Origin of the sequence: Streptomyces sp. NPDC096324 (assembly GCF_044763015.1) — a bacterium.
Taxonomy (GTDB): Bacteria; Actinomycetota; Actinomycetes; order Streptomycetales; family Streptomycetaceae; genus Streptomyces.
In genome coordinates this window covers 498,087-517,966 of record NZ_JBIWFK010000004.1, presented here as the reverse complement: position 1 = coordinate 517,966, position 19,880 = coordinate 498,087, and the positions used below count along the sequence as shown (strand labels likewise).

Here is a 19,880-nt window from a genome sequence, read left to right as displayed (position 1 = left end):
CGGGACGGGCAGGGGCGGAGGGGGCGAAGGAAGCTCGTGGTGCGGCCCGGCGGACCGGGCCTACGCGTCGGCGTCGGAGTCGAGGCCCGGGGTGGGCTCGGACTCGGGCCCGGCGTCCGACCCGGACTCGGAAGGTTCGTCCGGGGTCTCCTCCGCCGCCGGAACAGCGGTGGCCTCCGGCAACTCCGCCGCAAGGCGCGCCGCGGCCTGGACCAACGGCAGCGCGAGCAGCGCCCCCGCCCCCTCACCCACGGTCACCCCGTGATCGAGCAACGGCTCCAGGGCCATCCGGTCCAAGGCCTTCGCCTGCGCCGGCTCCCCACTGCGCTGCCCGGCCAGCCACCAGTCCGGCGCCCGGAAGGCGACCCGCTGACCGACCAGCGCGCACGCCGCCGACACCACACCGTCGAGGATCACCGGCATCTTGCGCACCGCGCTCTGCAGCAGGAACCCGGTCATCGCCGCCAGATCGGGCCCGCCCACCGTCGCCAGAAGCTGAAGCTGGTCCCCGAGCACGGGCCGGGCCCGCCGCAGCGCGTCACGCACCGCGGCACACTTGCGCATCCACGCGAGGTCGTCGATGGACTGGCCGCCCCGACCGGTCACCACGGACGCGTCGGTCCCGCACAGTGCCGCGACCAGGGTGGCCGCCGCCGTCGTCCCGCCCACGCTGATGTCGCCGAGCACCACCAGATCCGTACCGGAGTCCGCCTCCTCGTCGGCGATGGCCACACCGGCCCGGAACGCCGCCTCGGCCTCGTCCGGGGTCATCGCGTCCTCGACGTCGATCCGCCCCGAACCGCGCCGGACCCGGTGCCGTACGACCTCCTCGGGCAGCCCCTCGGGATCCGACTCCAGCGACATGTCGATCACGCGCACGGGCACGCCCAGCCCCCGGGCCAGCACCGACGCGGGGCTCCCGCCCTCCAGGACCGCCCGCACCAGCCGGCCGGCCTCGCCCGCGGGGCGCGCCGACACACCGAGGGCGGCGATGCCGTGGTCGCCCGCGAACAGCACGGCGCGCGGGTGCTCGATCGGCCGTACCGGCACCGCGGACTGCGCCGCCGCCAGCCATTCACCCAGGTCGTCGAGGCGGCCCAGCGCCCCGGGCGGCACGGTCCTGCGCTCCCGGTACGCCTCGGCGTCACGGCGTACGCCTCCGTCGGGACGCTCGATCAGATCGGTGAAGTCGTCGAGATTAAGCGGGCTCATTCGCCGAACAGTACCGGCACTGATCGAACGCGTCCGCGCCACGTCGTTGCGCTCCGGATCCCCATCACATACGTACCGTTTGTATCGGATTGTCGTACGGCTCGTCCCCGACAGGAGCGTCCATGCCCCCCACCCCGCAGCCGGTCTCCGAACGCCGCGCCGCCTACGCGGCCGAACTCGCCCGGGGCACCGCCCGGTTCCACGAACCACGCCGCGCCGACTGCCCGTGGTGCGGCTCGAACCGCCTGCACACCCGCCTGCGGACGCCGGATCTGCGCCAGCGCAAGCCGGGAACGTTCGTCGTCGACGCGTGCGGGGACTGCGCCCACGCCTTCCAGAACCCCCGGCTCACCGCCGAGGGCCTGGCCTTCTACCGCCGCGAGGTGCGCGAGGACGCCCACGACGGCCTCGCCGAACGGCTGCTCGGCGCCCGCGGCGGAGCCGGACGCCACCTCGCGGCGGCCCGCGCCCTGCTGCCCTTCACGGAACCGGAGAGCTGGCTCGACATCGGCACCGGACACGGACACTTCCCGGCGGCGGCCAAGCAGGTCCACCCGTACACCTCCTTCGACGGCCTCGACCCGACCCGGCGCGTCGAGCGGGCGCGGGCGGCGGGCCGGGTGGAGGAGGCGCACGTCGGACGGCTCTCCGACCCGCGGATCGCCGAGCGGCTGCGCGCCCGCTACGACGTCGTGAGCATGCTCCACCACCTGGAGCACACCGCCGAACCGCGCGAGGAACTGCGCGCCGCGCTGGAGGTGTTGAGACCCGGCGGGCACCTCCTGGTCGAAGTGCCCGACCCCGACTGCGCGTTCGGCGCGCTGCTCGGCAAGTGGTGGCCGGCGTACGGCCAGCCGCGCCATCTGCACCTCATGCCGCTGCCCAACCTGCTGGGCGAACTGGAGGCCCTCGGCTGCGTGGTCGTCGCCACGGACCGGCGCGAGCCGCACATCCCCCACGACCTCTCGGGCGCCCTCGCCCTGGTGCTCGGGCGCGCCCTCCCCGGACCCGACTCCCCCTGGCGCCCGGCACCGCCGACGCCCCTCCAGCGGACCACGCGCCGGGCCCTGAGCCGGGCCTCCGCCCCGCTCCTCGCCTCGGCCGCCGCGCTGGACCGGCTGCTGGCCCCCCTGCTGCGCCGCACCCGCTTCTCGAACGCGTACCGCGTCGTCGCCCGCAAGGAGGACTGAACCCCGGCCGGCCCGAGGAGGCCCTGACCGCCGCCGACGGCGATCAGGGCGACCCGGACCCGGCGTCTTCCCCCGTCAGCCCCGCAGGGTCAGGGCCTGCCCCGCCACCACCAGCAGCACGTGCTCGCACTCCCCGGCGAAGGCCGCGTTCAGACGGCCGAGTTCGTCGCGGTAGCGGCGTCCGGACGCCGTGGCCGGCACGATGCCCGAGCCGACCTCGTTCGAGACGGCGACGAGCGTGCGACGGGTGTGGCGGACAGCGGCGACGAGTTCCTCCACGCGGGCGCGCAGGGCGCGTTCACCGCCCCCCGACCACTCGGCGTCGTCCCAGGCGTTCACCGCGTCCATGGCGTCCGTCAGCCACAGCGAGAGACAGTCGACGAGCAGGGGCGGGCCGTCCTCCGCGAGGAGGGGGACCAGGTCACAGGTCTCGACGGTCCCCCAGGAGCCGGGCCGCCGCTCACGGTGGATCCTCACCCGCTGCGTCCACTCGGAGTCCCCGCCGCGCGTCCCTCCCGTGGCGACGTACAGGACGTCGGCGAAGGCCTCCATCCGCCGTTCCGCCTCCACCGACTTGCCCGACCGCGCTCCGCCGAGCACCAGCGTCCTGCGCGGCACGTCGGGCACGTCCTCGTACACGCCCACGTCGAGCGTCGTCCCGTCGGGCACGGCCCGCGCGCCCGCCGCGGCGAGCCGCCTGCGCAGTTCGGCCCCCGGGGGCACGTCGTGGTCGAGGTGCACCGCGATCACGTCCGTCGTCGGGTCGACCGCGCCGGCCGCGCGCAGCCTCGCCAGCGCGTCGGGCCGCCCCACGACGTCCAGGAGCACCATGTGGTAGGCCTCGCCGTTCTCGTCCAGACCCGCCGGGGCCGCGCCCGGCGGCAGGTACAGGAGCCGCTGTCCCGCCGGGCCGGTCACCGCGTACCCCGTGCCGGGCGCGTCCATCGGCACCGCCCGCACCCGGTGACCGGTCAGCAGCGCCAACTCCCGGCCGTCGGGCACCCGGCCGGGCTGCGGCAGCCCGGCCGGCACCTCCACGGCGGGCCCGTCGTGCGGATGGGAGAGCAGCACCTGCCGTACGCCGCCCAGCGAGTGCCCGGAGCGGGCTGCCGCGAACGCGGCGCCGGGCGTGAGGTCGAGCAGCAGGGTGCCGTCCACGAGCAGCGCGGTGGCCGCCCGCGCCTCCTCGCCGAGCGCGCTCGCGCAGGCGGCGCAGGGACAGTCGGGGCGGGGCAGGCCCGCGGGGGCACCGGTGCCGAGCAGAGTCAGTTCCACGCCGCCGATTTTTCCGTGTCCCCGGACGTCTTGCGCGTCCGGCTAGGCTTCGGACGGGAGACGGATCTTGTCCGGCTTCCGCTGTGCAGTGTGCTCACACCTTGGAGGCGTACATGGCGGCATGGACGTGGCGGTTCGAGAAGTCCGACGGGACAGAGGTCCAACCCGCGGTGCAGCCGGAGGAGTTCACCACCCAGGGCGACGCCGAGTCCTGGATCGGTGAGGTGTGGAAGGACCTTGTGGCGGGTGGCGCCGACCAGGTGTTCCTCTTCGAGGACAGCACGCAGATCTACGGCCCGATGAGCCTGCACGCCGAAGCGGAGTAGGCCGGTAGGGGTTGCCGGGGCCACACCCCGGCAACCCGCCGCCACCCGCCACGGCACCCGTGCGAGCGACACCGGCGGGCCGCCGGGCGATCCGGGACGGGCTTCGGGGCCGCTCGGCGACCCGGGGCCGGCCGACGGCGACGGACCCGACACCGACGGCCCCGACAGTGGCCGGGACCCGTCGGCGGCTCGGAGCCGGTCGGTGACCGTGGGCCCTCAGCCCCGCACGCCGCACAGATGGAGGAGGGCCGCCACCTGGCGGTAGGGGTCCGTCCGTCCGGCCCGCTCCTCCGCGGCCAGCATCGACTCCGCGTCCGGCGGCACCGGGGCGCCGTCGGCCGCCGTGTCCGTGAAGACGCGCACCCCGTACCAGGCGTGCAGCGGGGCCCCGATCCCGGCGAGCGCGCCGGTCAGCGTGGCGAGACGGTCGGCGCGGACGTCGAGTCCGAGCCGGTTCGTGTACGCGGTCGTGTCGAACGAGGCCAGGGCCGTCGTCCAGTCCCCGCCGATCCCCGGCCGCATGGCCAGCGCGTCCGCGTTGCGCACGAGCAGCGAGAGCAGCCCGCCCGGGGCCAGCATCCGCGCCAGCCCGGCCAGCAGGGCGTCCGGCTCCTCGACGTACATCAGGACGCCGTGACACAGCACCACGTCGAAGCTGCCCGGCAGGAAGTGCACACCGGTCTCGTGCCCGTCGCCCTCGATGAGACGCACCCGGCTCCGGATGCCCTCGGGCTCCGCGGCCAGCGACTCACGGGCCACGGACATCATCGTGGCGTCCCGCTCGAGCCCGGTCACCTGGTGGCCGGCCCGCGCGAGCCGCAGGGCCTGGGTGCCCTGGCCCGCTCCGACGTCCAGCACCCGCAGGCGCTGTCCCACCGGATACCGCCCGGTTATCTGCTCATCGAGCTGCCGGGCCACCAGTTCCTGTCGTACGACATCCCGCAGCCCGCCCAGCCTGCTCAGCCAGGCATCTGCCGCGCCCCCGGAGAACGACGTAGTGCTCAGGGCCGCTCTCCGCGCTTGACCTGCGGCTTCGGCAGCCGGAGTCGACGCATCTGGAGCGTGCGCATCAGCGCGTAGCGGACGGCGCCCTTCGTGTTCTCGTCCGGGAAGCGCTCGTTGAGCTGCTTCCTCAGGCGGAACGCGATGACGAACGAGTCGACCACGATCATCACGATGACGACCAGCCAGAGCAGCAGCGCCACGTTCTTGAGAACGGCGACCGGCACCACGCTCAGCATGAGGATGATCACGGCCAGCGGCAGGAAGAGCTCGGCGACGCACAGTCGCGAGTCCACGTAGTCGCGCGCGAACCGGCGCACCTTGCCCTTGTCGCGCACGGGCAGATAACGCTCGTCCCCGTTGGCGAGAGCCTGGCGCTGCCGCTCCATCGCCGTACGGCGGTCGTCGCGCTGTCGCTTGGCGGCCTCCTTGCGCGTCGTCGGCGTCTGGGCGACGCTGCGGCGCTGGGTCTGGGCCTCACTGCGCTTCGGCGTGGGGCGGCCCTTGGGGGCCTGAGGGTCACGGGTCACTTTGGAGTCGGTCACCGGCGCCTTGTCGGCGGGGGCCTTCTCTTCCTTCGCACGGCTACGGAACACAAAACCCAAGGGTACGGGGTCCGCGAGCATGGACGTCGATCGAGTGGGGAACGATCCGGCAACACCGTGCGTCTGTGCTGGACAGAGGGGACGTCGCTCCGGGGTTCACCCCGGGTGTCACCTACTCCTCACGCCGGAGCGGTGGCGGGCACAGTCGTCCTTGGGGATGAGCGCATCCGTCCCCGAACAGTGCGGTAATGGATGCGGGGCCCGTACTGTGGGTCCTGTTGCAGTACCTGGAGCTGGAGTCCGTCAGAAGGGGGCGCGCGAAGCCCATGAGCGGTGTCATGAAGCGTATGGGGATGATCTTCCGCGCGAAGGCGAACAAGGCCCTTGACCGGGCCGAGGACCCGCGCGAGACCCTCGATTACTCCTATCAGAAGCAGCTCGAGCTGCTCCAGAAGGTCCGGCGCGGTGTCGCCGACGTGGCGACCAGCCGCAAGCGTCTGGAACTTCAGCTCAACCAGCTTCAGAACCAGTCCTCCAAGCTGGAGGACCAGGGGCGCAAGGCCCTCGCGCTCGGCCGCGAGGACCTCGCCCGTGAGGCGCTGTCGCGCCGCGCGGCGCTCCAGCAGCAGGTCACCGACCTGGAGACGCAGCACCAGACCCTGCAGGGCGAGGAGGAGAAGCTCACCCTCGCGGCACAGCGTCTGCAGGCCAAGGTCGACGCCTTCCGTACGAAGAAGGAGACGATCAAGGCGACGTACACGGCGGCCCAGGCACAGACCCGGATCGGCGAGGCCTTCTCCGGCATCTCCGAGGAGATGGGCGACGTCGGACTCGCCATCCAGCGCGCCGAGGACAAGACCGCGCAGCTCCAGGCGCGGGCCGGCGCGATCGACGAGCTGCTCGCCTCCGGAGCCCTGGACGACCAGTCCGGACTGGCGAAGGACGACATCCAGAGCGAACTGGACCGCATCTCCGGCGGCTCGGACGTGGAGCTGGAGCTGCAGCGCATGAAGGCCGAGCTGGCCGGCGGTTCCTCGGCGCAGCAGCAGGCGATCGAGGGCGGCAACGGCCAGTCCCAGCCCTCGCAGCAGCAGGACACTCCGCGCTTCGACAAGCAGTGACCTGGCGGGCCCATGCCTGAGGAGGCGACATGATCGTACGGATCATGGGGGAGGGGCAGGTGAGCCTGGACGACGGACGGCTCACCACCCTGAACAAGCTGGACGACGAACTGCTCACCGAGATGGAGAGGGGTGACGAGTCCGGCTTCCGCCGCACCCTGGCGGCCCTCCTGGACGCGGTGCGCGCCGCCGGGACCCCGCTCCCCGACGACTCCCTGGAACCGTCGGAGCTCATCCTCCCGTCTCCGGACGCCACCCTCGAAGAGGTCCGCGAGATGCTCAGCGACGACGGCCTGATCCCCGGCTGACCACTTCCCGCGGTCCGGGCGCCCGCCCGGGACGTCGGGGCCGCCCTCGCCCCGGGCCTGCGACGGGCCGGGCCCGCGGTGGGTGCCGCACCGGCAGGTTCCCAGCCCGGCGGGGCCCCGTACCGTGGACCGGATGAGCACCCTGGAGCGTATGAGGGACTGGCTGCGGGACCACCGCCTCGCCCTGGACGCCGCCGTCGCGGCCGGCGTCCTCGTCGCCATGGTGGCCGGGTCCTTCGTCGACCCGCACGGCTCCGACGGGACGACCTGGAGCGCCCGCACCCCGGACGCCCTCAGCCTCGCCCTGATGGTCCTCGCCGCCGCGGCCCTGGTCTTCCGCCGCCGCGCCCCGATGAAGGTCCTCGCGGCGACCGTGGCCATCTCCGTGGTGGAACTGGTGACCGCCGACCCCCGCGCCCCGGTGGCCATGTCCGCCGTCGTCGCCCTTTACACCGTGGCCTCGTCCACCGACCGCCCCACCACCTGGCGCGTCGGCCTTCTCACCATGACCGTCCTGACGGCGGTCGCCATGCTCGCCGGGCCGCTGCCCTGGTACGCCCAGGACAACCTCGGCGTCTTCGCCTGGACCGGCATGGCCGCCGCGGCCGGTGACGCCGTCCGCAGCCGGCGCGCCTTCGTCCACGCGATCAAGGAACGCGCCCTGCGGGCCGAGCGCACCCGCGAGGAGGAGGCGCGCCGCCGGGTCGCCGAGGAGCGGCTGCGGATCGCCCGCGATCTGCACGACGTCGTCGCCCACCACATCGCCCTCGTCAACGTGCAGGCCGGAGTCGCCGCCCACGTCATGGACAAGCGCCCCGACCAGGCCAAGGAGGCGCTCGCCCACGTACGGGAGGCGAGCCGGTCCGCGCTGAACGAACTGCGCGCGACCGTCGGCCTGCTGCGTCAGTCCGGCGACCCCGAGGCCCCGACCGAGCCCGCCCCCGGGCTGGCCCGGCTCGACGAGCTCGCGGACACCTTCCGCAACGCGGGACTCCCCGTCGAGGTGGCCCGTTCCGACTCCGGAACGGTGCTGCCCGCGGCCGCCGACCTCGCCGCGTACCGGGTGATCCAGGAGGCCCTGACCAACGTGCGCAAGCACGCGGGCCCGGGGGCGAAGGCCGAGGTCAGCGTGGTCCGCGTCGGTCCCGTGGTGGAGGTGACCGTCCTCGACAACGGCCCGGGACACGGCACCGGCCCCGGCGGGGAGACCGTCCCGGGACAGGCGCACGGACCGGGAGCGGAGGACAACGGCCCCGGAGCGGACACCGGGCCGCAGGAGGGCGGCGGCCACGGGCTGCTCGGCATGCGCGAGCGCGTCACCGCGATCGGCGGGAGCTGCACGGCCGGTCCCCGCTACGGAGGCGGTTTCCGCGTCCATGCGATCCTTCCGGTCAAGAACCGCGCGACTGCCCTGGGGGACCCCGTATGACGATCCGCGTCGTGCTCGCCGACGACCAGGCGCTGCTGCGCAGCGCCTTTCGCGTGCTGGTCGACTCGGAGCCCGACATGGAGGTCGTGGGCGAGGCCTCCGACGGCGCCCAGGCCGTGACGGTGACCCGCGAGGAGCGGGCCGACGTGGTGCTGATGGACATCAGGATGCCGGGCACCGACGGACTCGCCGCCACCCGGCAGATCACCGCCGACCCGGGCCTCGCGCACGTACGCGTCGTGATGCTGACCACCTTCGAGGTCGACGAGTACGTCGTGCAGTCGCTGCGCGCCGGCGCGTCCGGGTTCCTCGGCAAGGGCGCCGAGCCCGAGGAACTGCTGAACGCCATCCGGATCGCCGCGGGCGGGGAGGCGCTGCTGTCCCCGGCCGCGACCAAGGGCCTCATCGCCCGCTTCCTCGCGCGGGGCGACGACGACGAGCCGGGCGCCATCCGCTCCGAGCGGCTCGACGCGCTCACCGGGCGCGAGCGCGAGGTGCTCGTCCAGGTCGCCGCGGGCCACTCCAACGACGAGATCGCCGAACGCCTCGAAGTGAGTCCGCTCACGGTGAAGACGCACGTCAATCGGGCCATGGCCAAACTCGGCGCCCGTGACCGGGCCCAGCTCGTGGTCATCGCGTACGAGTCGGGGCTGGTACGCCCGAGGGTGGACTGAGCGTTACCTCCGCGTACTGCGGCTGGAGTAGGTTCCGGGTAAGGAAATGGACCCAAGGGCTACGGATCACCGCCCGTCCATGACCCAAGGTGTGTGACGTGGGGAGTTCCCCCGTCCCCCGCGTTCCGCTCGAACCACGGAAAAGAGACCCACCACCCATGTCCTGGCTGTCCAGATTCAGCCTCGCGCAGCGGGCCCTCATAGGGCTGATGTCGATCATCGCGCTCGTCTTCGGGGCGATAGCGATCCCCCAGCTCAAGCAGCAGCTGCTGCCCACCATCGAACTGCCCGTGGTGTCGGTCCTCGCGCCGTACCAGGGTGCGTCTCCCGACGTGGTCGAGAAGCAGGTCGTCGAGCCCATCGAGAACAGCCTCGAAGGCGTCGACGGCATCACCGGTGTCACCTCCACCGCGAGCGAGGGCAACGCCGTCATCATGGCGTCCTTCGACTACGGCAACGACACCAAGCAGCTCGTCGCCGACGTCCAGCAGGCCGTCAACCGGGCCGGCGCCCAGCTGCCCGACGCAGTCGACCCGCAGGTCATCGCCGGCTCGACGGACGACATGCCGACCGTCGTCCTCGCCGTCACCTCCGGCCAGGACCAGCAGGCGCTGGCCGACCGCCTCGACCGCACCGTCGTCCCCGCCCTCGAAGGCATCGACGGCGTCGGCCGGGTCCAGGTCGCCGGTGTGCGCGACCTCCAGGTCACCGTCACGCCCGACGACAGGAAGCTGGCCAAGGCGGGCCTCACCCCGGCCGCCCTCGGCCAGGCTCTCCAGGCGGGCGGCGCGACCGTCCCGGCCGGCTCGTTCGACGAGGACGGCGGCAACCGCACCGTCCGGGTCGGCGGCGGCTTCACCTCACTGCGCCAGATCCAGGACCTGATGGTCGTGGGACAGCCCGGCAAGAAGCCGGTGCGCCTCGGCGACGTCGCCACCGTGGAGCAGGAGCAGGCCAAGGCCGACTCCATCACGCGCACCGACGGCCGCCCGAGCCTCGCCGTGACCGTCACCATGGCCCACGACGGCAGCGCCGTCGCCATCTCCGACGCGGTCGAGGACAAGCTGCCCGGCCTGCGCACCGACCTCGGTGCCGGCTCGGCGATCACCGTCGTCAGCGACCAGGGCCCGGCGGTCTCCAAGTCCATCCACGGGCTGACCACCGAGGGCGCCCTCGGCCTGCTGTTCGCGGTCCTGGTCATCCTGCTCTTCCTGGCCTCGGTCCGCTCCACCCTGGTCACCGCGGTGTCCATCCCGCTGTCCGTGGTGCTGGCCCTGGTCGTGCTGTGGACCCGCGACCTGTCGCTCAACATGCTGACGCTCGGCGCGCTCACCATCGCGATCGGCCGGGTCGTCGACGACTCGATCGTCGTCCTGGAGAACATCAAGCGGCACCTCGGCTACGGCGAGGAGCGCCAGGAGGCGATCCTCACCGCCGTCCGCGAGGTGGCCGGAGCGGTCACCTCCTCGACGCTCACCACGGTCGCCGTCTTCCTGCCGATCGGACTGACCGGCGGCATGGTCGGTGAGCTGTTCGGCTCCTTCAGCCTCACGGTCACGGCGGCGCTCCTGGCGTCCCTGCTCGTCTCGCTGACGGTCGTCCCGGTGCTCTCGTACTGGTTCCTGCGCGCGCCCAAGGGCACCCCGGCGGACGCCGAGGAGGCCCGCCGCAAGGCCGAGGAGAAGGAGGAGCGCAGCCGTCTCCAGCGCTTCTACGTCCCGGTGCTGCGCTTCGCCACCCGCCGCAGGCTGACCAGCGTGCTGATCGCGGCCGCGATCCTCGTCGGCACGTTCGGCATGGCACCCCTGCTGAAGACGAACTTCTTCGACCAGGGCGAGCAGGAAGTCCTCAGCGTCAAGCAGCAGTTGAAGCCGGGCACCAGCCTGGCCGAGACCGACACGCAGGCGAAGAAGGTCGAGAAGCTCCTCGACGGCGTCAAGGGCGTCAAGGACTACCAGGTCACCATCGGCTCCTCCGGCTTCATGGCGGCCTTCGGCGGCGGTACCGACACCAACCAGGCGTCGTACCAGATCATGCTGGAGGACTCCGCGTCCTCGAAGGACGTCCAGGACCGCGTGGAGAAGCAGCTCGGCACGCTCTCCGGCGCCGGCACCATCACGGTCGCGGCCGGCGACGGGTTCGGCAGCCAGGACCTCAAGGTCGTGGTGAAGGCGGCGGACGCTGCCGTGCTGCGCGAGGCGGCCGGCCAGGTCCGCGACGAGGTCGCCAAGCTCGACGACGTCACCGACGTCACGAGCGACCTCTCCCAGAGCGTGCCGCGCATCTCGGTCCGGGCCAACTCCAAGGCCGCGGCGGCCGGTTTCGACGAGGCCACGCTCGGCGCTGCCGTCACCCAGGCGGTCCGCGGCACGACCACCGGCAAGGCGATCCTGGACGACGCCGAGCGTGACGTCGTCATCAAGTCCGCGAAGCCCGTCACCACGATCGCGGAGCTGCGCGGGCTGCGGCTCGGCGCGGTGAAGCTCGGTGACATCGCGGAGGTGAAGCTGGTCGACGGCCCCGTCGCGATGACCCGGATCGACGGCCAGCGGGCCGCCACGATCACCGCCAGGCCGACCGGCGACAACACCGGCGCGGTCAGCAACGACCTCACGGCCAAGCTCGCGAAGCTGAAGCTGCCCGCCGGTGCCACCGCCTCGATCGGCGGTGTCTCCTCGGACCAGAGCGACGCGTTCAAGAACCTGGGCCTGGCGATGCTGGCGGCGATCGCGATCGTCTTCATGCTGCTCGTGGCGACGTTCCGCTCGCTGGTCCAGCCGCTGATCCTGCTCGTGTCGATCCCGTTCGCGGCGACCGGCGCGATCGGTCTGCTCGTCGTCACGGGCACCCCGATGGGTGTTCCCGCGATGATCGGCATGCTGATGCTCATCGGCATCGTGGTGACGAACGCGATCGTGCTGATCGACCTCGTCAACCAGTACCGGGCACAGGGCTACGGCGTGGTCGAGGCCGTGATCGAGGGCGGCCGGCACCGGCTCCGCCCGATCCTGATGACGGCGCTGGCGACGATCTTCGCCCTCCTGCCGATGGCGCTGGGCGTGACCGGTGAGGGCGGCTTCATCGCGCAGCCCCTCGCGGTGGTCGTGATCGGCGGTCTCATCACGTCGACGCTGCTGACGCTGCTGCTCGTCCCGACGCTGTACGCGATGCTCGAACTCCGCAAGGAGCGCCGGGCGAAGAAGCGGGCGGCGAAGCGCGAGGCGAAGTCCGGCACCGTCACGGGCGCCGTCGCCGACGAGGACAAGTCCCCGGAGCCGGCCGGAGTCTGATCGGTTCCGACAAAGAAGAGAAGAGGCGCCCCTCGGTCACGAGGGGCGCCTCTTCTCTTGTCACGTACGTGCGGGGCGGCTGCTACGGCAGCGCCAGCATCCGCTCCAGCGCCAGCTTCGCGAACGCCTCGGTTTCCTTGTCGACCTCGATGCGGTTGACGAGGTTGCCCTCGGCGAGGGACTCCAGGGTCCACACCAGGTGGGGCAGGTCGATGCGGTTCATCGTCGAGCAGAAGCAGACCGTCTTGTCGAGGAAGACGATCTCCTTGCCCTCGGGCGCGAACCGGTTCGCGAGACGCCGTACGAGGTTCAGCTCCGTGCCGATCGCCCACTTGGAGCCGGCCGGGGCGGCCTCCAGGGCCTTGATGATGTACTCGGTGGAGCCGACGTAGTCCGCCGCCGCGACGACCTCGTTCTTGCACTCGGGGTGCACGAGGACGTTCACGCCCGGGATGCGCTCGCGCACGTCGTTCACCGAGTCCACGCTGAAGCGCCCGTGCACCGAGCAGTGGCCGCGCCACAGGATCATCTTCGCGCCGCGCAGCTCCTCCGCGGTCAGCCCGCCGTTCGGCTTGTGCGGGTTGTAGAGCACGCAGTCGTCCAGGGACATGCCCATGTCGCGGACGGCGGTGTTGCGGCCGAGGTGCTGGTCGGGGAGGAACAGCACCTGCGAACCCTGCTCGAAGGCCCACTCCAGGGCCCGCTGGGCGTTCGACGACGTACAGATCGTGCCGCCGTGCTTGCCGGTGAAGGCCTTGATGTCCGCGGACGAGTTCATGTACGAGACGGGCACGACGCGCTCGGCGATGCCGGCCTCGGTCAGGACGTCCCAGCACTCGGCGACCTGCTCGGCGGTGGCCATGTCGGCCATCGAGCAGCCCGCGGCGAGGTCCGGCAGGACGACCTTCTGGGCGTCGCCCGTGAGGATGTCGGCGGACTCGGCCATGAAGTGCACGCCGCAGAAGACGATGTACTCGGCCTCCGGACGGGCCGCCGCGTCGCGGGCCAGCTTGAAGGAGTCGCCCGTGACGTCGGCGAACTGGATGACCTCGTCGCGCTGGTAGTGGTGGCCGAGCACGAAGACCTTGTCGCCGAGCTTCTCCTTGGCCGCCCGCGCGCGTTCGACCAGGTCCGGGTCGGACGGCGAGGGCAGGTCGCCGGGGCACTCGACGCCCCGCTCGCTCTTCGGATCGGCCTGGCGGCCGAGAAGCAGCAGGGCGAGGGGCGTCGGCTGGACGTCGAGCTCCTGGGTCTGGGCGGTGGTCACGACACGCACCCTTTCTGTTCTGCGGGTCGCCGGGCTCCTAGCGGAGCGGGCCGGCGGTACGATGCCTTTTCGTCTATTTGACGCTATCTATCATAACCGCTTCACGTCACGTTGACGATGGCCATAGCGTCCATGTGACGTGAATCCCGGTCGCCTCTCCGGCGGGTGACACCCGGGTGTCCGTGGGGTTGTCCACAGGCCGGTGTTCGTGCGCGGGCGCATGTGCGAGCATGAGAGAGAAGGCAGAAGACAAAAGCTCGGCCCGGAATGAATCCGCGGCCCCGCGGGTTGCAACCTGCGGCAAGCAGTCTCCGTACAACCCGGGAGAGAAGCAGATGTCCGTATCGGACGAGACCACCACCGTGAACGACGGCATCATCCTGTCCGACTCCGCCGCGGCCAAGGTCAAGGCCCTGCTCGAGCAGGAAGGCCGCGAGGACCTGGCGCTGCGCGTCGCCGTTCAGCCCGGCGGCTGCTCCGGCCTGCGGTACCAGCTCTTCTTCGACGAGCGCTCGCTCGACGGCGACGTCGTGAAGGACTTCGACGGTGTGAAGGTCGTCACCGACCGCATGAGCGCCCCGTACCTGGGCGGCGCCTCGATCGACTTCGTCGACACCATCGAGAAGCAGGGCTTCACGATCGACAACCCGAACGCGACGGGCTCCTGCGCCTGCGGCGACTCCTTCAGCTAGTCCGCCCCCGGGGCCTGGACCACGGCCCGTGGCGAAGGCGCGTACACGCGGAGTACGGACGAAGGCGGCGTCCCCCTGCCAGGGGGACGCCGCCTTCGCGTGTCCGGGACCGGTCCGCCGCGTTACCGGGGCTCCGCCGACGCCGCTCCCGAGGTCTCGGGGATGCCGGCGCGTCCGTGGTGGACCGCCTTGCCGTCGCTCCCCACGACCTCACGGCCACCCAGCGGCTCGTCCAGGCGCACGGTCTTCTCGTAGAACTTGGCGATCATGATGCAGACCTTGTTCTTCCAGGGCTTCGCCGTCACGGTCACGGTGACCTTGCCGGAGCTCTCGCTCGCCGACACCGTGTAGTCGGCGCACACCCCGCCGGTGAAGCCGACCGTCAGGTCCCTGCCGTCGGCCGTGTAGCCCTGGACGGCTACGTCACGCGTGGCCGCCGGCGAGGAGGGCTCGCCGGACGGCGCCGGCAGGGTCGGCTTCGCGCTCGGCGGAGCCGGCGATTCCGGCGAGGCCAGGAACGCCGGGTCGACCGCCGGATGTGTCACCGTGTACGTGTCCTGCGCGCCCGGCGCCCGCACTTCGAACAGCCAGGACGGCACCAGCGCCTGCCGCCCGTTCGCGCGCTGCGCCGCCAGTCCGAAGGTGGCCTTCTCGACGGTCACCGCCGCCCCCGGCTCCGGGGAGGGGTGCTCGCACGGCTTCTCGTCCCGGTCCTTGAGCGGTACGGGGCTCGCGCAGCCGCCGATGCCCATGCGCCGGTCACCGCCCGTCGCCGACGCCGACCCGTTCATCTCGTCCAGCGTCTTCCGCGCTGTGACGACCGGGTACGCGTCTCCCTCCACCGGTGTCTTCAACTGGCCGCTGCCGCCCACGACATGACCGTCCGCGCCGATCCGCAGGCCGGTCGTCCAGCCGTACGTGGGCAGGCCGCCGACGACCGGGTCGGCGTTCACGACCCGTACCCGGTCCATGAGCTGGCTCGCGTCGAGCTTCGCGTCGTCCTGGCCCACCGCCTTCAGTACGGGCGCCGCCGCCTTCTTCGCCGCCGCCTCGCTCACCGGGCCCGGCGCGGAGCCGGCCGAGGAGCCGGAGCCCACGGACTCGCAGACCGTGACCTTGACGCAGTTGTCGCCTCCCGGCAGGGCGGAGCTGTAGGTCCAGGTTCCCGGAGCGTCCGCGGTCACCCGCAGATTCGGCTCGGTACCGTCCTTGGCGGTGCCGACCGTCCAGGCGTCCCCGGAGAGCCGGGGCGTTCCCGCCAGGCCCAGGGCCTTCGCGAGCCGCGCCACCTCGGCGCGGCTCACCCTGCCCTCGGCCCACTGCACGTGCGCCGAGCCGGGGCCCGCGGGGAGTGTGCCGCTCGCGCGGTACGTCGTGCCGTACGGATCGGGCTCGCCGGGCGCGATGCCCGCCGTACCGCCCGTGGACCCGTCGCCGGTGGTGCTCGCGGAGTAGCCGTCGAGGGCGAGCGGCGGGGGAGTGCCGTCGGCGCCGGGGGTGCCGGAACGGCCGCCGCCGGACGCCGTCGTGGCGAACCAGGCGCCGCCGCCCCCGACGAGCAGCACGGCGGCGACGACCGAGGCGACGAGCACCGGGGTGTTGCGCCGCCGGCCCCCACCGGCTCCGTCACCCTCGACGGTCCCCGAGCCGTTCCCGAGGACGGCGACTTCGGAGTGCTCGCCCCCGGACCCCTCCCCGGCCCCACCGTCGCCGGAGCCCTCCGGGACACCCGCGTCGGAACCCTCGGGGGAAGCGGGGAGAGCGGCGGAACCGGGGGAGTCCTTGCCGGAGCCCGCGTCGGCCTGCTCACCGGAGTCCTCGCCGGAACCCGCGTCGGCTTCCTCGGCGGAGTCCGCGACGGAGCCGCGCGTACCGGGAGCGGCCGCCTCGGCGGCATCCTCCACCGCCCCGCCGGCCGCGTCCTGGGCGGTGGCTTCCGCCCGGTCCTCGGCGGGAATCTCGGCGGCACCCTCCGCTCGGTCCCCGGCGGCGACAACCTCGGCGTGGTCCTCTGCCCGGTCCCCGGCGGGAGCCGCGGTCGTCCGGTCCTCGGTGTGGTCCCCGGCGGACACCTCGGCCGGGTCCTTCGCCGTGCTGTCGGCCGGGTCCGCGACGGCGTTCTCGGCCCGGTTCCCGGCGGGATCCGCAGCGGTCTCCCGGGCGGCCTCGGCGGTGTTCTCGGTCGCCTCCTCGGCGGGACCCTCGGCGTGACTCCCGGCGGGATCGGTCGCGTCGTTGTCGGGTCGCTCGGTGCTCACCGCATCGCTCCTTCGGCTCCACTGCAGTCCCATGACCCGGCCCTGTCGATGACGGGCACTCCAGGGTCGTACGGCACATCCCTTTTACGGGGGACGGCAATGGGACGCGGCGGGGGAGCGCACGGTTCCCTGCGAGCGCACCCCTTCTTCACCCGGGCGGCGCCGCCGGAAACCCTCACCCGTTCGGCGCCGCCGGGCTCTCACCCGTACGGCGGCACCGAACGGACGCCGCCGGTCAGTCGCCGTAGTCGGACATCGCGTCCAGCAGTCGGGCCGAGGCGGGCGGAACGGTCACCCCGTGGATGAGGGAGGGAGAGACGTGGAGCGGGGGAACAGGCGCGGGGGCCGCCCAGTGACCGGCCATCCGGGCGCAGTCGCCGCGCAGCGACGCCAGATCGCCTTCCGCGTCGCCGACCGGGCCGAGCGAAGCAGTGCCGTGGACCTTGAGGTTCGTCATACCGGAACCGTATGCACCGTTGCCGTCACGAAGAAAGATCTACTATCGGGTAGTTTTGGCCCTTCAGGGGTCGCGTGCGGACCCGGTAGCGTTAACTGTCAATCCCCTCCCCTCGCAGGAGCGTGTCCTAGCCGTGCGTATCGCAGTCACCGGCTCCATCGCCACCGACCACCTCATGACCTTTCCCGGCCGTTTCGCCGACCAGCTCGTCGCGGACCAGCTGCACACGGTCTCCCTCTCCTTCCTGGTCGACAACCTCGATGTCCGCCGCGGCGGGGTCGGCGCGAACATCGCGTTCGGCATGGGGCAGCTCGGTACCCGCCCGATCCTGGTAGGAGCCGCGGGTTCCGACTTCGACGAGTACCGCGCCTGGCTGGACCGGCACGGCGTCGACACCGCCTCCGTGCGCATCTCGGAGGTGCTGCACACCGCGCGCTTCGTGTGCACCACGGACGCCGACCACAACCAGATCGGCTCGTTCTACACGGGCGCCATGAGCGAGGCCCGCCTCATCGAGCTCAAGGCCGTCGCGGACCGGGTCGGCGGTCTCGACCTCGTCCTGATCGGAGCGGACGACCCCGAGGGGATGCTCCGCCACACCGAGGAGTGCCGCTCGCGCGCGATCCCGTTCGCCGCCGACTTCTCGCAGCAGATCGCGCGCATGAACGGCGACGAGATCCGGATACTGCTGGACGGCGCGACGTTCCTCTTCTCGAACGAGTACGAGAAGGGACTCATCGAGTCCAAGACGGGCTGGAGCGACGCGGAGATCCTCTCCAAGGTCGGCCACCGGGTGACCACCCTCGGCTCGCGCGGTGTCCGCATCGAGCGCGTCGGCCACGACCCGATCGAGGTCGGCTGCCCCGAGGAGGAGCTCAAGGCGGACCCGACGGGCGTCGGCGACGCGTTCCGCGCCGGCTTCCTCTCCGGTCTCGCCTGGGGCGTCGACCTGGAGCGCGCCGCGCAGGTCGGCTGCATGCTCGCCACCCTGGTCATCGAGACGGTCGGCACGCAGGAGTACCAGCTCAGCCGCGCCCACTTCATGGACCGCTTCACCAAGGCGTACGGCGACGACGCCGCCACCGAGGTCCGGGCGCACCTGTCCTAGACCCGAGCGGCAGACCAGGGTCCGGGCCCGCCTCCGTACGACGGGGGCGGGCCCGGAGCCCTGTCCGGGGGAGGCGGACCGGGAGCTCTGCCCGGGAGCCCGGGACAGCCGGACCCGCCCGGTTCCGCGGAGGCCGGGGTCCCGGTCCGCGGCCGGCGCGGTGCGACGACCTACGACAGCCTGCGGACCACGTAGGCCGAGCCGCGGTCCGCCGGTTCCTCCCCGACGTACTCCTGGCCCCGCATCTCGCACCACGCGGGGATGTCGAGGCGGGCCGCCTCGTCGTCGGACAGGACCCGGACCGTGCCGCCGACCGGTACGTCCCCGATGACCTTGGCCAGCTCGATGACGGGGATCGGGCAGCGCCTGCCCAGCGCGTCGACCACCAGCGCGTCGGCGGACGCGGGCACCTTCGTCACCGCCGTCGGCGCCCCCAGCTTCTCGCGGACGCCCGAGACCGCGCCCGGCAGCACCGACAGGAACCGGTCGACGTCCTCCTCCGCGGCGCCGGGCGGCAGCGACACCCGGACATTGCCCTCGCTCAGGACAGCCATGGCCTTCAGGACATGGCTGGGGATCAGGGTGCTGCTCGTGCAGGACGAGCCCGAGGAGACCGAGAAGCCCGCCCGGTCCAGTTCGTGCAGCAGAGTCTCTCCGTCGACATAGAGACAGGAGAAGGTGACGATCCCCGGGAGCCGGTGGACCGCGTCGCCGACCACCTCGACGTCCGGCACCAGCGCGGGCACCCGCGTCCGGATCCGCTCCGTCAGTTCACGCAGCCGTGCCGCCTCCACCGCCGCCTCCGCCCGCACGGCACGCAGCGAGGCCGCCGCGGCGACGATCGCCGGGATGTTCTCGAACCCGGCCGCCCGCCCCGACTCCCGCTCGTCCACGGGCCCTTGGGGCGCGAACCGTACGCCCTTGCGCACGACGAGCAGGCCGACACCCGAGGGGCCGCCCCATTTGTGGGCACTCGCCGCCAGCAGGGACCAGTCGCCCTCCACCCGTCCCCAGCCCAGCGACTGGGCCGCGTCCACCAGCAGCGGCACTCCTGCCTCCCGGCACATCTGTGCCACCTCGGCCACCGGCTGCTCCGTGCCCACCTCGTGGTTGGCGGACTGGAGGCAGGCCAGCGCGGTGCCCGGGGTCAGGGCCTCGGCATAGGAAGAAGGGGACACCCTTCCGGTGCGCGCGACCTGAACACGGGTCACCGCACCGCCCGACGCCTCGTGCGCGTCCGCCGAATGAAGCACCGACGAGTGTTCGACGGCTGACACGATCAGGTGGTCTCCGACGCGCCGCCGGCCCGCCAGCGCACCCGCGATCCCGGAGTGCACGGCACGGGTGCCGGAGGGGGTGAAGACCAGCTCGTCGGGGCGGCAGCCCACCGCCTCGGCCGCCGCCTCGCGCGCCGCGTCGAGGAGCAGCCGGGCCCTCCTTCCCTCGCGGTAGAGGCGGGCGGGATCGGCCCACCCCTCGTCGAACGAGGCCTGCAGGGCCTGCCGGGCGACGGGATGCAGCGGGGCCGCGGACGCGGCGTCGAAGTAGGACACGCCCCCACGCTAGCTCCGCGGGAGCCGACGGCGGGCGGCCGCCGGCCCTCCCAAGGGGGCGTCAGAAGCCATCCGGACCGGGGCATTCCAGGTACTCTGACAAGGCATTGAAGGCCAAACAGCACTCCTTCGGGGAGTCGGGCGGCGCGTTGGGCACCCTCCCCGCGCGACCC

Annotated in this window: 17 protein-coding genes; 9 read left to right on the top strand and 8 right to left on the bottom strand. The window is 72.5% G+C overall.

What is annotated here, in order from left to right:
• Window positions 1-60: 60 nt before the first annotated feature.
• Complete coding sequence (cobT, locus tag ACIQ7M_RS13055) at window positions 61-1,212, bottom strand: nicotinate-nucleotide--dimethylbenzimidazole phosphoribosyltransferase (protein WP_403643084.1); 1,152 nt, start codon at window positions 1,210-1,212, stop codon at window positions 61-63.
• A 122-nt stretch (window positions 1,213-1,334) separates the two neighbouring features.
• On the opposite strand from cobT, the gene ACIQ7M_RS13050 reads away from it, so the two are divergent.
• The gene (locus tag ACIQ7M_RS13050; RefSeq protein ID WP_403643082.1) at window positions 1,335-2,402 is read left to right on the top strand and encodes a class I SAM-dependent methyltransferase; all 1,068 of its coding nucleotides are present in this window, start codon (window positions 1,335-1,337) and stop codon (window positions 2,400-2,402) included.
• Window positions 2,403-2,477: 75 nt separating this feature from the next.
• On the opposite strand, the gene ACIQ7M_RS13045 is transcribed toward ACIQ7M_RS13050, so the two are convergent.
• The gene (locus ACIQ7M_RS13045; RefSeq protein WP_403643079.1) at window positions 2,478-3,677 is read right to left on the bottom strand and encodes a bifunctional adenosylcobinamide kinase/adenosylcobinamide-phosphate guanylyltransferase; all 1,200 of its coding nucleotides are present in this window, start codon (window positions 3,675-3,677) and stop codon (window positions 2,478-2,480) included.
• Window positions 3,678-3,790: 113 nt separating this feature from the next.
• On the opposite strand from ACIQ7M_RS13045, the gene ACIQ7M_RS13040 reads away from it, so the two are divergent.
• Window positions 3,791-4,003: a hypothetical protein gene (locus ACIQ7M_RS13040; RefSeq protein ID WP_355772582.1), complete on the top strand. Its 213-nt coding sequence runs from the start codon at window positions 3,791-3,793 to the stop codon at window positions 4,001-4,003.
• 216 nt (window positions 4,004-4,219) lie between these two features.
• On the opposite strand, the gene ACIQ7M_RS13035 is transcribed toward ACIQ7M_RS13040, so the two are convergent.
• Window positions 4,220-4,921: a methyltransferase domain-containing protein gene (locus tag ACIQ7M_RS13035; protein ID WP_355772579.1), complete on the bottom strand. Its 702-nt coding sequence runs from the start codon at window positions 4,919-4,921 to the stop codon at window positions 4,220-4,222.
• An 83-nt stretch (window positions 4,922-5,004) separates the two neighbouring features.
• Window positions 5,005-5,631, bottom strand: a complete 627-nt coding sequence (locus tag ACIQ7M_RS13030) for a DUF3043 domain-containing protein (protein WP_355772576.1) — start codon at window positions 5,629-5,631, stop codon at window positions 5,005-5,007.
• 245 nt (window positions 5,632-5,876) lie between these two features.
• On the opposite strand from ACIQ7M_RS13030, the gene ACIQ7M_RS13025 reads away from it, so the two are divergent.
• From ACIQ7M_RS13025 to ACIQ7M_RS13005, 5 genes are all read left to right on the top strand, one after another.
• A complete protein-coding gene (locus ACIQ7M_RS13025) occupies window positions 5,877-6,671 on the top strand; it encodes a PspA/IM30 family protein (RefSeq protein ID WP_355772592.1) in 795 nt (264 codons plus the stop codon).
• Window positions 6,672-6,700: 29 nt separating this feature from the next.
• A complete protein-coding gene (locus tag ACIQ7M_RS13020) occupies window positions 6,701-6,979 on the top strand; it encodes a hypothetical protein (protein ID WP_355772573.1) in 279 nt (92 codons plus the stop codon).
• Between the two features lie 133 nt (window positions 6,980-7,112).
• Complete coding sequence (locus ACIQ7M_RS13015) at window positions 7,113-8,408, top strand: sensor histidine kinase (protein WP_403643074.1); 1,296 nt, start codon at window positions 7,113-7,115, stop codon at window positions 8,406-8,408.
• Window positions 8,405-9,082, top strand: a complete 678-nt coding sequence (locus ACIQ7M_RS13010) for a response regulator transcription factor (RefSeq protein WP_355772567.1) — start codon at window positions 8,405-8,407, stop codon at window positions 9,080-9,082. The genes ACIQ7M_RS13015 and ACIQ7M_RS13010 overlap by 4 nt, the downstream gene beginning before the upstream one ends.
• A gap of 158 nt (window positions 9,083-9,240) precedes the next feature.
• Window positions 9,241-12,372 (top strand): efflux RND transporter permease subunit, encoded by a 3,132-nt coding sequence (locus tag ACIQ7M_RS13005; protein ID WP_403643070.1) that lies wholly within the window; start codon window positions 9,241-9,243, stop codon window positions 12,370-12,372.
• Between the two features lie 82 nt (window positions 12,373-12,454).
• Here ACIQ7M_RS13005 and nadA read toward each other — a convergent pair whose 3' ends face one another.
• Window positions 12,455-13,639, bottom strand: a complete 1,185-nt coding sequence (gene nadA / locus ACIQ7M_RS13000; protein ID WP_403643067.1) for a quinolinate synthase NadA — start codon at window positions 13,637-13,639, stop codon at window positions 12,455-12,457.
• Window positions 13,640-13,974: 335 nt separating this feature from the next.
• Between nadA and erpA the strand changes: the two genes are divergently transcribed.
• Window positions 13,975-14,331, top strand: coding sequence for an iron-sulfur cluster insertion protein ErpA (gene erpA, locus ACIQ7M_RS12995; protein ID WP_355765895.1), 357 nt, complete (start codon window positions 13,975-13,977; stop codon window positions 14,329-14,331).
• 122 nt (window positions 14,332-14,453) lie between these two features.
• On the opposite strand, the gene ACIQ7M_RS12990 is transcribed toward erpA, so the two are convergent.
• Together ACIQ7M_RS12990 and ACIQ7M_RS12985 are read right to left on the bottom strand one after the other, a co-directional pair.
• Window positions 14,454-16,589, bottom strand: a complete 2,136-nt coding sequence (locus ACIQ7M_RS12990; protein WP_403643064.1) for a hypothetical protein — start codon at window positions 16,587-16,589, stop codon at window positions 14,454-14,456.
• 235 nt (window positions 16,590-16,824) lie between these two features.
• Window positions 16,825-17,046 (bottom strand): hypothetical protein, encoded by a 222-nt coding sequence (locus ACIQ7M_RS12985; RefSeq protein WP_403643061.1) that lies wholly within the window; start codon window positions 17,044-17,046, stop codon window positions 16,825-16,827.
• 133 nt (window positions 17,047-17,179) lie between these two features.
• Between ACIQ7M_RS12985 and ACIQ7M_RS12980 the strand changes: the two genes are divergently transcribed.
• Window positions 17,180-18,154: a carbohydrate kinase family protein gene (locus tag ACIQ7M_RS12980; RefSeq protein ID WP_355765889.1), complete on the top strand. Its 975-nt coding sequence runs from the start codon at window positions 17,180-17,182 to the stop codon at window positions 18,152-18,154.
• A gap of 170 nt (window positions 18,155-18,324) precedes the next feature.
• On the opposite strand, the gene ACIQ7M_RS12975 is transcribed toward ACIQ7M_RS12980, so the two are convergent.
• Window positions 18,325-19,707, bottom strand: a complete 1,383-nt coding sequence (locus ACIQ7M_RS12975; RefSeq protein ID WP_403643057.1) for a cysteine desulfurase/sulfurtransferase TusA family protein — start codon at window positions 19,705-19,707, stop codon at window positions 18,325-18,327.
• Window positions 19,708-19,880: the final 173 nt, after the last annotated feature.